Origin of the sequence: Streptomyces sp. H39-S7 (assembly GCF_027158205.1) — a bacterium.
Lineage (GTDB): Bacteria > Actinomycetota > Actinomycetes > Streptomycetales > Streptomycetaceae > Actinacidiphila.
This window is the reverse complement of sequence record NZ_JAPVLU010000011.1, coordinates 203866-217775: the sequence shown is the minus strand read 5'-3', so window position 1 is coordinate 217775 and position 13910 is coordinate 203866. Positions and strand designations below refer to the sequence as shown.

8 protein-coding genes and 2 pseudogenes are annotated in these 13910 nt (G+C 69.9%); 4 read left to right on the top strand and 6 right to left on the bottom strand.

Going from position 1 to position 13910, the window contains the following annotated elements:
* Positions 1-64: 64 nt before the first annotated feature.
* Together O3X23_RS13375 and O3X23_RS13370 are read right to left on the bottom strand one after the other, a co-directional pair.
* Positions 65-1411: a S1 family peptidase gene (locus tag O3X23_RS13375; RefSeq protein ID WP_269271536.1), complete on the bottom strand. Its 1347-nt coding sequence runs from the start codon at positions 1409-1411 to the stop codon at positions 65-67.
* Positions 1412-1918: 507 nt separating this feature from the next.
* Entirely contained in the window at positions 1919-5305 is a 3387-nt protein-coding gene (locus O3X23_RS13370; RefSeq protein WP_269271535.1) for an NACHT domain-containing protein, read from the bottom strand.
* 996 nt (positions 5306-6301) lie between these two features.
* On the opposite strand from O3X23_RS13370, the gene O3X23_RS13365 reads away from it, so the two are divergent.
* A complete protein-coding gene (locus O3X23_RS13365) occupies positions 6302-7591 on the top strand; it encodes an FAD-dependent monooxygenase (protein ID WP_269271534.1) in 1290 nt (429 codons plus the stop codon).
* Between the two features lie 254 nt (positions 7592-7845).
* On the opposite strand, the pseudogene O3X23_RS13360 reads toward O3X23_RS13365, so the two are convergent.
* Both O3X23_RS13360 and O3X23_RS13355 read right to left on the bottom strand, forming a co-directional pair.
* Positions 7846-7992 (bottom strand): annotated as a pseudogene (locus O3X23_RS13360) (IS5/IS1182 family transposase); the annotation flags it as partial.
* Between the two features lie 47 nt (positions 7993-8039).
* Positions 8040-8393, bottom strand: a pseudogene (locus tag O3X23_RS13355) (hypothetical protein).
* Positions 8394-9468: 1075 nt separating this feature from the next.
* Between O3X23_RS13355 and O3X23_RS13350 the strand changes: the two are divergent.
* On the top strand, positions 9469-10149 hold the full coding sequence (locus O3X23_RS13350; RefSeq protein WP_269271533.1) for a hypothetical protein: 681 nt from the start codon (positions 9469-9471) through the stop codon (positions 10147-10149).
* Between the two features lie 200 nt (positions 10150-10349).
* On the opposite strand, the gene O3X23_RS13345 is transcribed toward O3X23_RS13350, so the two are convergent.
* A complete protein-coding gene (locus O3X23_RS13345) occupies positions 10350-10637 on the bottom strand; it encodes a hypothetical protein (protein ID WP_269271532.1) in 288 nt (95 codons plus the stop codon).
* 142 nt (positions 10638-10779) lie between these two features.
* Here O3X23_RS13345 and O3X23_RS13340 point away from each other — a divergent pair, with 142 nt between their 5' ends.
* Both O3X23_RS13340 and O3X23_RS13335 read left to right on the top strand, forming a co-directional pair.
* The gene (locus tag O3X23_RS13340; protein WP_269271531.1) at positions 10780-12201 is read left to right on the top strand and encodes a DHA2 family efflux MFS transporter permease subunit; all 1422 of its coding nucleotides are present in this window, start codon (positions 10780-10782) and stop codon (positions 12199-12201) included.
* On the top strand, positions 12198-13145 hold the full coding sequence (locus tag O3X23_RS13335) for a sigma-70 family RNA polymerase sigma factor (RefSeq protein ID WP_269271530.1): 948 nt from the start codon (positions 12198-12200) through the stop codon (positions 13143-13145). Before O3X23_RS13340 ends, O3X23_RS13335 begins: the two co-directional genes overlap by 4 nt.
* Before the next feature lie 481 nt (positions 13146-13626).
* Here O3X23_RS13335 and O3X23_RS13330 read toward each other — a convergent pair whose 3' ends face one another.
* Complete coding sequence (locus O3X23_RS13330; RefSeq protein ID WP_269271529.1) at positions 13627-13797, bottom strand: hydrophobic protein; 171 nt, start codon at positions 13795-13797, stop codon at positions 13627-13629.
* Positions 13798-13910: the final 113 nt, after the last annotated feature.

Sequence of the window (13910 nt, the reverse complement as noted above, 5' to 3'; positions counted from 1 at the left end):
GTCCGCGGTCGACCTGTCGATTCTGAGGTCGGCCGCGGACCGCCGGCGGGCCCCGGGGGAGCCGTTACGGGTGGGTCGGGTCGGTGAGCAAGGTCAGGCCGAAGTAGTTGAGGATCGGCCGGATCGGCACATAGACCATCGACGAGAAGCACGTGGTCGGCCCGCTCGTACCGCCGGCAGGGCAGGCGACCTCGTTCTTCCCGCCGATGATGATGCCGCGTGCGGTCATGTTCTCGCCGTACTGGCCATCCGTGGAGGCGACCACGGGGCCGCCGCTGTCCCCTTTGCCCACCGCGATGTCCGCGGCGAAACTCCGCTCGGTCAAGACCACCGGGGAGATGCGGATGCCGTCCTGGACGGTGGAGGTGTCATCGTTGGTGATCTTCAGGTTGCAGCGGATGCCGGTCTGCGAGCCGGAACCACAGACGTAATCGCCGGTCCAGTTCGTCGCGGATCCGTCGATGTACTTACTGGCCTGAGTGTTCCATGGGCCGTCGAAGTAGCGCCAGGAGGAAATGCCGTTCGTGACTCGGATGATCGTGGTGTCGAGCGAGCCCTTCGCGGCCTGGACAGGCCCGATGGTCTCGTTCGCGCCGTCGGAGTACTGCCCCGTGGTCCCGCAGTGGCCCGCGGTGATGAGCAGGTGGCCCGCCGAGGAGGTCGCGCCGAAACCAGCTGTGCAGCCGGTGCCATTGGGATTGGTGAGACGGCCGCCGCCGTACCAGGGCGAGGAGTCGTTGAACCGATTGGTCGCCTGCGGGGCGGCACCGGCTGTCAGTGCGACCGGAACTCCCGTCGCCGCGCGCAGGGATGCTTCGAGCACCGACCGGGAGGGCGCACCGCTTGATGCCGACGACGGACGCCGCTGCGCCCCCGTGTCGTACTGCGCCTGCAGTCCACTGCCGTCCGGCAGAACGGAGACCGTGTGCACGGACCAGTCGTGCGCGGCCAGCGACGTGGCGTTGCGGGCGGTTTCCCCGGCAAAGAGGGTGTCTCGGGCGCGGCTGAGTTCATCCTTCGAGTACGTCGCCGCGCTCAGTTGGGCCTCCACCCCACGAGGAGCCTCGGCGAGCACGCGGGTGATGCGCGCCGGAACGGTGCCCTTCCAGTGCACGACCAACGTGGCGTGCTCGACATCCAGGACTATGCCCGCGAATCCGGGGACGTAGCGCCTGCGGTCCTCGGGGACCGGGACCAGACGATTGGCGAGCTGGTTCAGCGCGACCTGGTTCTGCTGCAGGCGACGGTCTCGTGCCGAGAGAGCTGATGGGTCGTTGTGCTGAGCGATGTGGACCTCGCCCGAGTTCCCCGGGGCCGCGGCCGGGGCCGACGGAGCGCCCACGGTCAGGCCGAGGGACATGGCCGCGGCCAGTGCCGCGGCCATGGACCAGCATGTGTGTGCACGTTTCATGGGCGTACGTCCCCTCCAGCACGGTTACGAACGATGACAACTACCCGCACCAGGGGCTCGCCGTCGAGCCACCTCACGAGGCAGTCCCCGAAGTCTGGCTGGTGTGGGCGAGGCCGGCATTGGTCCTCAGCGCACAGTTCGTTGTCGTCGCGTGCAGCGAAGGACACGAGGTGTCGACGCTGCCCCGCAGCCACGATCTGATCCATGCGTCCTGCCGCGCGTCGGCGTCCGGGTGCGTGAGGTAGGCGGCAAGCGATCCCCGAGGGATTCCTGTCCGCGAACATCTCCGCCGGGAACAACGCATCGCGATGTTCGGCCAGGACACAAACACACTTACCGCCGGGAACAACTCCCGCCAGGTGGACCACACATCGGGCCCGACCGGGGGCCCGACCCACTCACCCTCCATACCGACGAGACTGACCTCGTCCCACCCCGGCCGAGGCCAGAACCCCCAACATCCTCAGTGATCTTCTAGCCCACCCGAGCGGGATGCGGCAGTTGTCGTCAGTCGTTCGGATCGAACGAGATGGTGAACAGGTTGCCGCCCAGCTCGGCGATGACCTCCGCGTCCGGCTCCCCGAACCCGGCGGCCAGGACCTCGCCGATCTCCCAGGGGTTGAACGCCGCGCGGCGCGACAGGATGTGCATGATGCAGGGGATACGGAAGAGCGGGAGCCGGATGTATGTGAAGATTCGGTCCCCGTTGACGTTGGTCCCCTGGATGGCGATGACGACGAGCTCGTCCGGTGTCCCTGGGTCCTCGGGCCCGGGTTCCGCCGGCATCGCTGACCGGACCTCGGCCGCGGCGCGCGTTAGTTCCGCCAGACGTCGCCTCAGATCCGCCCGCCGCCCTGGGGGCACCGTGCTCCAGGAGGCGACGGCGAGCTGTTCGGCGACGGAGTAGAGCGGCAGGAACACGGTCGGGCGGGCCGTGCCTGCCCGACCGGCGATCAGCTCGAGCGTCATGGCGGGTGGCCAAGCCGCCAGCACTTTCCGGGCGCGGCTCCGGACGGAGTGGTCCGCGTCGTCGAGGAGTTCTGCGACCGGGTCGAAGAGGTCTGGATCGGCGGGCTGTTCGGGCAGCAGGGTCAGCACTGCGTGCCTGACCCGGGCGTCGGGGTCGGCCAGCAGTCCCGCGAGCCCGGCAGTCAGGGCACCTCGGGGACGGCGCGCCTCGTGCGGCATTCCGGCGCCGCCCAGGACCGCCACGCGGATCTCGGGATCGGGGTGCGTCATCAGGCCGACCAGGGCATGGGTGACCTCCGGGGTGACGGTCTCACCGAGGGCGAGGACCGCGGCCTGCACCATGGCCGGCCGGTCGTCGGACAGGAGTCCGAGCAGTTCGCGGACGACGACGGGGTCGTTCGTGCCCCGGAGGCGGTTGGCAGCGGCGATCGGGCGGTCGTCGTTGGTGATCGCGGCGAGGAGGGCGTACGGGTCCCGGTCCAGCGGGTCGTTCGGGCGCTCGTCGGTGTCGCGCTTCGAGGGCCTCGGTTCGGCGGAGTGGCCGGCCTCGTCGAGAAGGCGTGCGGCCCACTGGGCAACCGTGCGGCTGGGGTCGGCGGTCAGCGCACGCAGGGCTTCGGCGGCGCGCGGGTCCGGGGCCGTCGCCAGGATCTCCACCGCCGTCATCCGCACCGCGATCTCCTCGTCGGCGGTGGCCGCCCTGACGAGCCCGGTCAGCACCCTGTCGTCGGTATGGAGGTGACGCAGCGCGCACACGGCGTTGAGCCGGACCGGTATCGCCGGATGCTCCAACAGGTCCAGGACTTCCGGCAGTACCAGGTCCACGGCACCGGTGGCCAGCGTGTCGCCCGGACCCGTGACCGTGGCACCATGCGGACCTCGAACCCCTTCCAGCAGGGCCCGGGCCACCCTTTCCCCGGTCCGACCGGCCAGCGCCTGCCAGGCGCCTTCGTTGGCCTCACCAGGGACCAGTCGTTCCACCAGGAACGCCTCGACCTCGTCCGTTCGTACCATGGACAGGCCGTGCCGGGCCGCAGCAGCCACCTGGGGATCGCCCGAGGTGCGGGCCAGGTCCAGCACCGCTGTGGTGACGACGGGCGGCAGGTTGGGCAGCCACCTGCGCAGGAAGTCGGCGGTGGTTGTCCGCTCCGATTCCCGTGTCAGCAGGTCCGTGATGCGCCGGGCCACCTCGGACGCGTGTTCCCGGGGGACGGACCGGTGATCGGGCAGCTCGGTGAGGATCCGGAGGGCGGTGAACAACGCTCCGTGGAAAGGGTCCATGCGGCGGTACAGCAGGTGGTCGACCATCCGCACCACGGTCGCCGTGCGGTCCTGACGGGCGAGGATGCCGCCGGTCATGCCTATCGCGGTCGGCCATTCGTCGTGCAGGCAGCGGTCCTCCGCCAACTCGTCGATGAGGTCTCCGAGGGGCAGCTCGGACAGGTGCACGGCGACGAGGAACACCGCGAAGTACCGGTGGACGAAGAGATACGGTACGTCGGCGCCGGGCCGGTGGTCGGCGGCGGGCGACAGCATGCCGGCATCGACCGAGAACACCCGCAGCGCGCCCGCCGCGTCATAGCCAGCCGCAGTCAACTCCTGGGCGCGTCCCCGCAGGACGGTCAGGATCCGCTGCCCGGACATACGGTCCCGCCAGCCCTCGGGGTCCGAGGCGAAGGCGTGGGCCAGGGGCGCGAGCACACTGATCAGCCGGTCCACCTCGGCCGGTTCGACCACCGGTGTCGCCGGCCAGCGGTTCTCAGCGCCCAGAAACCGGCGCACCACCCGTTCGAGCACGGCGGACGGCTGCGCGGGGAGCTCGTCCTCCTCTTCGGCCAGACCGCACAACAGAGCCGCCATGAGAGGGGCCTCGACCAAGGCCGCGGCAGCGGCGTCGTAGGCCACACGATCCCGAAGGGCCGCGGCGGCCGACGCGGGCAGCCCCCACAGGTCGATCAAGGTGCTGACCTCGGCGCGGCCGATGGGCAGCAGATCGGCCTCGACCGTCGAACGAGCCGATGTCGGCGGACCGGTGTAGTTGGCGGCTCTGCTGGTCGCCACCAGACCGCCGCCGATCCGCTCGCTCCAGTAGGACAAAAGGTGATCCACCCGGCGCCGCTCCGTGCGCCCGGGCAGTTCGTCGAGGGCGTCCACGAGAAGGGTGGCGTGGCCCCCGGCCAGCAGGGCCGCGAGCGCGTTCCTGAGGGAAGGTGGCACCGGATGCCACACGGAGAGTCGATCCACGAGGGCTTCGATGAGACGGTCGTGAGGCAGCGCGGCGAGTTCGTCGGCCCGTACGGGCACTGGAATCTCCGAAGCGGCTGGATTGGCCCCCTCCCTGAGCGACTCCAGAGCCGAACGAGCGCGCCGCGCGGTCTCCGAACGAATCAGCCACGACTTGCCCATCCCCGCGTCTCCCAGGACGACGAGGTGGCGGTATCGGCCGACTGCCTCGGGCCAGCTCACCGGGGTGTGGTCCGCAGCGCGGCGTACCCGTACGAAGCGGGGGAGAGCGAACAGGTCGAGGTCCTCAGGAACGTAGCGCGGACGCCCTTCGTGCCGCGCCCAGTGCTCCAAAGCGACCAGTAAGCCTTCGAGGTAGGTGTGTACGGGGTCGGTGGTCGCCGCCGGCTCCTGAGCCGGCCGCTGCGGTGTGTCGGCCCAGGCGGCGGCGGCCCGTTTGCGGAGGCGTTCCGCGCGGGCCGAGTCGCCGTCGAGGGCTTCCACCACGAGGTAGAGGTTGCCCTGGGAGACCAGACGCCGACCGGTGAAGAACGGTGAGAGGGTGCTGGGGGCCAACCCCACCTGTCGGCCCAGCTCCGTGAAGGAGGGCCGGCCCGCCGTCCGATGGATCTCGTCGAGGTATTCGAGAAGCGCACGGACCGGCCCGTCGGACGGCCAGCGTTGCTTGCCGAACGTCGCCATCCCCGCCCCCTGCCTGGACCATGCCCCGGACACGCCCGCCCTCCCACCGTTCGCGGAACGTACGCGTAGCGGGCCCCGGCGGGCAGGCGCGTGCGCTGGTCAACACCCCTGTGTCAGGCACGCCACGTACACGACGTACGCGTCTCGTCGCCACTTCCTTCCCCGGTATCCGCGCGGCAACACCCTTGATTCAGCGGGCACATCCGCCCGCCAATGCGAGAAGGGGTGTCACCGTGCACGATTGGCAGACGTGGGTACAGACAGCCACTGAAATCATCGGGCTGGTCAACGCGGTCCTGCGGCTCAGCTCCGCGGTCCTGCGTCGGCCCGAAGCCACCCGGAGAGGTTCCGTGCCAGATGGTCCGGTGGACGGTAGAACGGGTGACCTTGCGGGACCCGGGGATTCCCGCCCCGTCCGCCGGACCCGCCTCAGTCGAGGCGGGTCCGGAGTCGGCGCCGGCGGAGCGGGCCGGCGCCTGCTCCGGTGAGGGCCGTCGCCGCTACGCCCGCCGTGGTTCACCCCGTGGCGTCGCCCTCGGCGGGTTCGCGGGGGCCGGGGTGGTTGGGCCCGGGGTCGGGGGTGAGAGGGCTGAGGGGACTGACAGCCAGCGGCTGGGCCGGAGCGGGCTCCACGGCCGGGACGGCGACCGTCCAAGAGCCGGGTGGGTTTCCTGCTGGAGTGTGGCAGCGACCTGGGCGCAGCAGACCTCCTGAGAGGTCGATGTGATGGCCTTTGCCGTGGACGAACAGGTTTTCTTGACTGTGTTGCGCGCAGATCTGGCGAATTCTCAGGCGGCGGCCCAGCTGACAGGCTGGTTCGTCTGGTTGGCACCAGTCTGAGTTGATATCTATCCCATCGGAGTCGGCGTTTCGCATCAATGCCTGCCGTGACCGATGAGTTTTGTGCGCGCGCGTGGTCGATACGGCTGGATCCACCGACAGCGGTGGCCCGTGCTGGGAACGTTCCAGCGCGGGAGGAAGCAGATGGAGGCTGTGATGAGCGTCGACGACTCCGAGCAGGAGCGCACTGTCCGGACTGGTGAGCAGGTGACGCAGGTGAGCGGTCCCAGGGTGTTGGTGGCGGGGGCGAGCATCGCGGGACCCGCGTTGGCTCACTGGCTGCGCCGGCGGGGGGCTGAGGTGACCGTGGTGGAGCGGGCTCCCGAGCTGCGTCCCGGCGGACAGGCGGTGGACGCGCGCGGGGTCGCCAAGGAGGTCATCGGGCGCATGGGGTTGGACGCGGCGGTGCGCGCGGCGTGCACCGACACCGCCGGCGCGCACACCGTGGATGCGGACGGGAAAGTGCTGGAGACCTTCCGCGCCGACGACGACGGGGGCGACGGGTTCATCGCGGACATCGAGATCCTGCGCGGGGACCTGTCCCAGGTGCTCTACGACGATACCCGCGACGGCGTTGAGTACGTCTTCGGCGACCGAATCGCCGAGCTCGCCCAGGACGCGGACGGGGTCGACGTGGTCTTCGCGGGCGGCACCCGGCGGCGCTTCGACTTGGTGGTCGGGGCCGACGGGATGCACTCGGAGCTGCGAGCGATGGTCTTCGGGCCGCATGAGCGGTTCCTCCGCCATCTCGGGCACGTGCTGGCCTTCTACAGTGTGCCCAACGAGTTCGGGCTGGACCGCTGGCTGCTGGAGTACCAGGATCAGGAGTCCGGGCGCTCTGCCCTCCTGCGGCCCATCCAGGACGCTACCCGGGCGATGGCCGTGTTCTACTTCGCCTCGGTCGACTTCGACTTCGACTACCGTGACGTCGCGGCCCAGAAGGTCCTGCTGCGGGAGCGGATGGCGGGCCTGGGCTGGTTGACTCCGGACATCCTCGCGCACCTGGACGACACTCCGGACTTCTACCTCGACCAGGTCGCCCAGGTGGTGATGGACCGCTGGTCGAGTGGACGGGTGGGGTTGCTCGGGGACGCGGCGTTCAGCTCGTCACCGATGTCCGGGCAGGGCACCGGGCTGGCCCTGGTCGGCGCGTACCTGCTGGCCGGAGAGCTGGCCGCTGCCGGATGGGACCCCCACGCCGGGTTCGCCCGCTACGAGGCGCGGATGCGCTCGTTCGTCGAGGCCAACCAGGAGATCGGCCGGTTGAACGCCCACAGCCGCGACCTCCCCGGGCCGGACGCCGAGCCGCTCCCCGATTTCGCCGGGGAATGGTTCACCGAGCTGGTCGGGCGTGCGATCAACGGCGTCGAGCTGCCCGACTACGCGGGAGTGCCGGACTCCGCAGCCCCGGCCGGATCACCGATCACCTCGTCGGCCAAACCGTAGGTGTCACAGTGCAGCTCGCCGACACGGCTTCCCGACACGATGGATGGGAACGGACGGCGCGATCGAGGGCGCTAGGAAGCGAGCGCAGCGACCAGCAGGTCATGTGCCTGCTGGTCGAAGGCCACGAGCCTGATCTGCTCGACGCCGGTCGGCGAGGACCCGAGGGTGGCGACTGCGATCTGCGCGGCCTCCTCAGCCGGGAAGCCGAAGACGCCGGTGGCGACCGCGCGCCTCACTATCGCCTCGACGCACGCCAAAGACAGGCCCCACAGTCGGCCCTTGCGGACTACGTCCGCATCCTCGCGCAGCATCACGGTCACCAGCTTCCCGAAGGCCCGCGGGCTCAGCCCGGTGAACGGGGCTGTCCAAGACGGCTCCGACGCCGTGATCACACCAGCCACGCCGGGATCATCGCACCGGGCGTGCCGCCCCAGCACCCTTCTCCGCCTCAGCGGAACTCGTGGACCACCTGGATCTCGCCGACGATGTGAGCGTTGAAGTCGTCCAGCTCCTCGGCCGGAACCCAGAGCTCGAGGATCGTCTCCCCGCCGGCCTGTTGGACGGGATACCGGCTCGCAAACTCCGACTCGACCTCGAAACGAGTGACGAAGCCGGCACCGTCGTGCTTCACGTTCCAGTCCCGGGCGATCTTGATCGCGTAGTCCTCGTTCAGGACCGGGTAGAAGATCGGCTGCTCGGACAGTCGGGGCGGCTACGCACGCCAGTTCAGCTCCCGAACCAGATCCAGCTCCTTGGGGCCGGTGGGGCGCCACAGGGTCGTCGTTGCTTGCCGGCTGGTCATGTGCATCGCTTCCTGTACGTAGGCCGCTGGTACGGCGGATCGGGAGACCGGACGATACCGGCATCGCGAACTCAGTAGCTACGCAGTTTCCGCACCCGGGGCAGTTCTGTGACCAGCAGCTACGGGACGGCCCTTTGGGCTGGCAGAGTTGAGGCGCTCAGCCACGGCTGCAGCCGCACCGGTCAGGAGATCGGCTAGCTGGGTGAAGGGGGTGGTCGTAAGGGAGCCACGATGCCGGCAACATCGGCGCCCCGCTGGCCCAGCCACGCTCGATCATGGCGAAGGACAACGCCCACGCCTCCTCCTGACGGGTACCGCCGTGCCTTTGGGCGGCTACGGGCGGGGTGCAGGGTGTGGGTGATGGGGCGGTGCCGCGCAAAGTGCGGAGAAGGCGCAGGACCGCAGCCGCGGCCATCCTGTTGAGCCGGGCAAGGGGACCGTTGGGCATCCGCCTGCGGGATGGACGCGCGGCGCTCCGGCAGCCCTGCGGCCGGCCGGAGCCGAAGCCCGGGGGAGGGGAAACGGGTGGCCAGCCCTGTCGACAGCCCATATGCGCGAGGGCCGGGTGAGCGCCGATGGGCGAGAACTCCAGCAGGCCGGCGTCGGACTCGAAGAAGGCCCCCTGACCGTACAGGCGGTGCAGGGCGGTGTCGGGCCGGGGGCTCGGCGGTATGCCGAGCGGCGAGTTCAGGAACTGCCGGCACCGGCCAGGACCTCCGCGCATACGTCGAAGCCCCCCTGCGTCGCCCGCCCTCAGCCGGCCTCCCTCAGGTCATGCCAGTGCCTGGGTGGTGACGTCCCTGCCACCCGCCCATCAGCGGAGGACGATCGAGCTTCAGGTTGATGAGGTCGCCGCTGGTTTGATCTCGATTTCTTCGTGAAGATTTCTCGCTGAAGCTGCTATAAAACAAAGGCCGTGATGGGCAACGGGCGAGTTAATGGCGGCGGTGTACCATTATTTTCTCGAATGCGAGGGATAGGAATGAGACCTCAACGTGGCGACCGTCTCCCTTCCGTGCGACCGGTCGACCGGGAACAGGTCGGCAGGTCTGCGGTCCGCCGCCGAGCCCGGGGCATGACGCACCGTGAAGCGGCCGAGGCGCTTGATCACGCGCAGCTCAGCCGCCGCCAGGACCTGCGCCACGAGGCGTTCGCCGACGACGGTGGCCGGGGTGCCGCGGAAGTAGCGGAATGGGAGCGTATCGGCCAACTCCTCGCACAGGTCGGCGGTGTCTACGACCCGGCCCGCGACGCGGCCGCCCAGGACGAACAGCGCGCCCAAGCCGCGTACGACGCAGCCGACAAGGCCGCGCGGCAGCAGTGGAAGAACACCGCCAGGCGTGCCGACGAACTGGAGCGCCTGGCCCGGGAGGGGGCACTGCAGGAGACAGTGCCGCAGATCGGAGATGAGGTTGCGCGCAACCTACTGGCCCACCATGGGAGTTGGCGGGCCCGCGAGGTCGACGCGTGGCTGGCGCATGCGCTGGCCGCCCGTCGTGGCCACTACGCCGAGCCCGCCATGCGGGCGGCGGCCGACGGGGCCCTGCCCGCTGCGCTGATGGCTCATGCTGCCCTGCTGTCCGCGCTGGCCCTCGCGGGCACTGCAGACGACGACCAACTGCCGTTCGTCGGCCGCCTCGCGCAGGCCGACCCCGGCGCTACCGCGCAACTCGCCGCCTTCCTGAGCCGCGCCCTCGCCGCCGACCCAATTCACACGGATGGTGGCCGTCGTGACCCGCTCGCGGGTCACGGGTGATCGGGTACCTGGGCGGCCGCAACGGCGCTGTCGATCAGCCGCTCGCGTAGCCGACCTGCGGGTGCACGAGTGCGCGGCTGAGCGGTGGGGAGTATGACCCACGCGGCCCACGTGGTCGCGCGCTCGGGCCTGCTCGGCGGATGCGGACGGGACCGGCAGGACCTGCGGCGACCGCGGCTCCGCACGGCCCCGCCCGGCGCTCAACCGCGGTTGGTCGCGGTCGCGGCCGCGTAGGAGCCGATCAGTGTGGCCTCCTCACGGGCGACGTCGCCGGCGAGCCTGCTGTCGAGTTCACGCTGGAACTCCTGGAACGCCGCCAGCTCGGGCAGGCCCGCTCCGTCCACGACGTGGACGAAGGTGACGCCGTCGGCCAGCCGGAAGCTGCTGTACCGCAGCACGGGTGCGGCTGTCGCGAGTTCGGCGTAGACGCCCTCGATCAGGCGCTGGTTCTCGTCGGCGGATTCCGGCGTGGTCCGGTAGCGGATCACCTGCGCTCATCAGATTCTCCTCGGTGCGAACGGTTCGCTCTCACCGGTATCGACAACACGCACACCGGGGACTCATCGCAGCGATGACTCCGAGCCCTCCGGGTTGTCGATATCAGTGACACCGACTTCTGGAGGACCTTTCGTGGACGGCAGGAACCGAACAACCGTCGGGCAGCGCTGGGTGCTGAGCCTGGCTTCGCTCGGAGCGCTGATGGTGGCGCTCGACGCGCTGGTGGTCGCGGCGGCGCTGAGCAGTATCAAGGGGGACCTCGGTGCCTCGATCGAGCAATTGGAATGGACGGTCAACGCGTACAGCCTCAGCTTCGCGATGTGGCTGATGGTCGGGGCGGCGCTGGGCGAGCGCTGGGGCAGGCGGCGGATGTTCGCGGCCGGCCTGGGCTTGTTCTCCGTTGCCTCGGTCGCCTGCGCGCTGGCCCCGTCCATCGAGTGGCTGATCACGGCCCGGGCCGTGCAGGGGATCGGCGCGGCCTTCGTGATGCCCCTGGCGATCGGCCTGATCGGCGCGGCCTTCCCGCCCGAACGCCGGGGCTGGGCGACCGGTGTCTTCAGCGGCCTGACGGGCGTGGGAGTGCTGGCCGGACCGGTCGTCGGCGGCGCCGTGACCCAGGGTCTCGCCTGGCAGTGGATCTTCTGGATCAACGTGCCCGTGGGCGCGGTCGCGGTCACGTGCGTCCTGCTGCGGATCAGTGAGAGCAGGGGCGCGGCCCGCCCTGTGGACCTGCCCGGCGTCGCCCTGATCAGCCTGGCCGTCCTCGGCATCGTCTGGGGGGTGGTCCGGGGAGCGTCGGCCGGCTGGTCCAGCGCCGAGGTGATCGGCTCGCTGTCGGTGGGCGGCCTGGTGCTCCTGGCCTTCCTGGTCTGGGAGAGCCGGGCGCGACAACCGATGGTGCCGCTGTCCTTCTTCCGGTCCAGGACGTTCTCGGCCGGCAACGCGGCGGCCTTCTTCCTCACCGCGGCACTGTTCGGCGCGGTGTTCTTCATGACTCAGTACATGCAGACGGCCTTCTCCTCCGGCCCGCTGGAAGCCGGGCTGCGGTTGCTGCCGTGGACCGGCACACTGTTCCTCGTGTCGCCCCTGGCCGGCCGCCTCGTGGACCGGGTCGGCGAACGCCCCCTGGTCGCGGGGGGTTTGACACTCCAGGCCGCCGGCATGTTCTGGATCAGTCTGGTGAGCGCGGACGCGCCCCACTACGTGAACCTGGTGCCTCCACTGATCCTGGCAGGGTGCGGCGTCTCCATGGCGCTGCCGGCGACGCAGAGCGCGACCATCGGCGCACTGCCCCGCGAGTCGGTCGGGCTCGCGTCCGGTGTCTACAGCATGATGAGGCAGCTCGGTGGAGCCGTCGGCGTGGCCGTCCTGGCCGCGGCGTTCACCTCGGCCGGCGGCTACGGGTCCTTCCCCACCGGATTCACCCGGGCCTTCGCCGCGAGCGGCGTACTGTCGCTGCTGGGAGCCGCGTCGGGACTCTGCGTCAGCGTGCGGCACGGTGGGGAACCGGGCGCGTCCGTCGCCCGCCCGGAACCGGTCAAGGAGCTCCGATGAACCTGGAGGACGAGTTCGCACAGGTCCGCGGCGAGCTGGTTGTGCACTGCTACCGGATGCTCGGTTCACGGCACGACGCGGAGGACGTGGTGCAGGACGTCTATGTGCGCGCCTGGAAGGGTTTCGCGGAGTTCGAGCAGCGCTCCTCGGTCAGGACGTGGCTGTACCGGATCGCCACCCGGCTCTGCCTGAACGCCCTGAAGCACAGCAGCCGCCGTCTGGTGCCTTCGGCGCTGGGCGCGCCCGGAAATGATCCGGACGACCTGGACACGCCGATGACGGAGGCGACGTGGCTCGAACCGCTTCCCGATCACGGGATGAGCGCCGATCCGGCAACCGTCGTGGGGACCCGGCAGAGCCTGCGGCTCGCGATGATCGCGGCCTTGCAACATCTGCCGCCACGGCAGCGCGCGGTGCTGATCCTCCGGGACGTGCTGCTCTGGCCCGCAGCCGAGGTCGCCGCCGCACTCGATACGACCACCGTGGCCGTCAACAGCTCCTTGCAGCGCGCGCGGGCCGAACTCGCCCGGATCGCCCCGTCCGAGGAGCAGGTGAGCGAACCGGACGATCCCTGGCGACGGGATCTGCTCGACCGGTACGCCAGAGCCTTCGAGCGGGCCGACCTGGTGGCCCTCGAGGAACTCCTGACCCAGGACGTCCGCTGGGAGATGCCACCGGTCCCGACCTGGTTCAACGGGCGGCAGGACGTGCTGCGACTATTGGCGGCCAAGTTGACGCCCGGCGACGGACGGCGCGTCATGGTGGAGACGTCCGCCAACGGCCAGCCCGCCTTCGCCCTGTACAGCCGCGGGGACGACGACCGATTCCACGCCCGGTACCTGCAAGTACTGACGTTGTCGGAGGAGGGGGTGACCGCCATCCTCGCTTTCCACCGGGCCGATCTGTTCTCCGCCTTTGGCCTGCCACCCGAACGCCCGGCCTGACCACGCTCGAGGGCCCGCCTGCGGGGAGCGGATCTGACCCCCGTTCTGTGGCGAGTGGCCAACTGCTGTCAATATGTCCTGCGACGTGCAGTCTTGATCATGTAGTCGGGGTGACCGTGGGGCATGACAGGCTGGCAGCGGGTGTGTTGGTGGGGGGTTTGCTCTTTCAGGGGCGGGTGAGGCGGCGGGGGAGCGGGGCGCGATCGTGGCCGGGGAAATGCGGCCGGCTCTTCGACCCGGTACTCCGGGGCGAATCCTCCCACTCCGCTGCCGCACGGTGGTTTGTCAGAGTTGGCGGGTAGTGATGGGGCCATTGTTGCGGGTGGGGACGTCGACGGCTCCCACACCGGCCCGCGCCCACCCCGAGTGCGGCCTGGCGAGCCGAACAGCTCACTTCGCAGTCACGAGCGAGGCACGCCGATGGGCCCGACCGGTCTACCGGTCGGGCCCATCGGCGTTGCGTTGTACGGGTGTTGGTCAGCTACCAGCGGTACCAGCGGCCCCGGCCGCCGCCGGCGTGGGTGCCGCGCATAACGAAGCCGAGCAGCCACACGACCAGAACGACGACGGCGACCCACCAAAGGATCTTCAGGGCGAAGCCGGCACCGAACAAGATGAGCGCGAGCAGTAGAACCAAAAGCAGTGGACCCATGGTTATCAACCTCCTGAGCAGCGCATTCCCCAACCCGCACTGATCATGCGCCCTGGTTTTATGTGGCCTTTATATGCCTGCGCCGGGTGGGGTGCGCGCCGTGGCTCAAGCGC

Coding starts and splice junctions, on each gene's coding strand:
- O3X23_RS13330 (WP_269271529.1), bottom strand. CDS start 13,797: ATGGGTCCACTGCTTTTGGTTCTACTGCTCGCGCTCATCTTGTTCGGT.
- O3X23_RS13350 (WP_269271533.1), top strand. CDS start 9,469: ATGACGCACCGTGAAGCGGCCGAGGCGCTTGATCACGCGCAGCTCAGC.
- O3X23_RS13335 (WP_269271530.1), top strand. CDS start 12,198: ATGAACCTGGAGGACGAGTTCGCACAGGTCCGCGGCGAGCTGGTTGTG.
- O3X23_RS13375 (WP_269271536.1), bottom strand. CDS start 1,411: ATGAAACGTGCACACACATGCTGGTCCATGGCCGCGGCACTGGCCGCG.
- O3X23_RS13370 (WP_269271535.1), bottom strand. CDS start 5,305: ATGGCGACGTTCGGCAAGCAACGCTGGCCGTCCGACGGGCCGGTCCGT.
- O3X23_RS13365 (WP_269271534.1), top strand. CDS start 6,302: ATGAGCGTCGACGACTCCGAGCAGGAGCGCACTGTCCGGACTGGTGAG.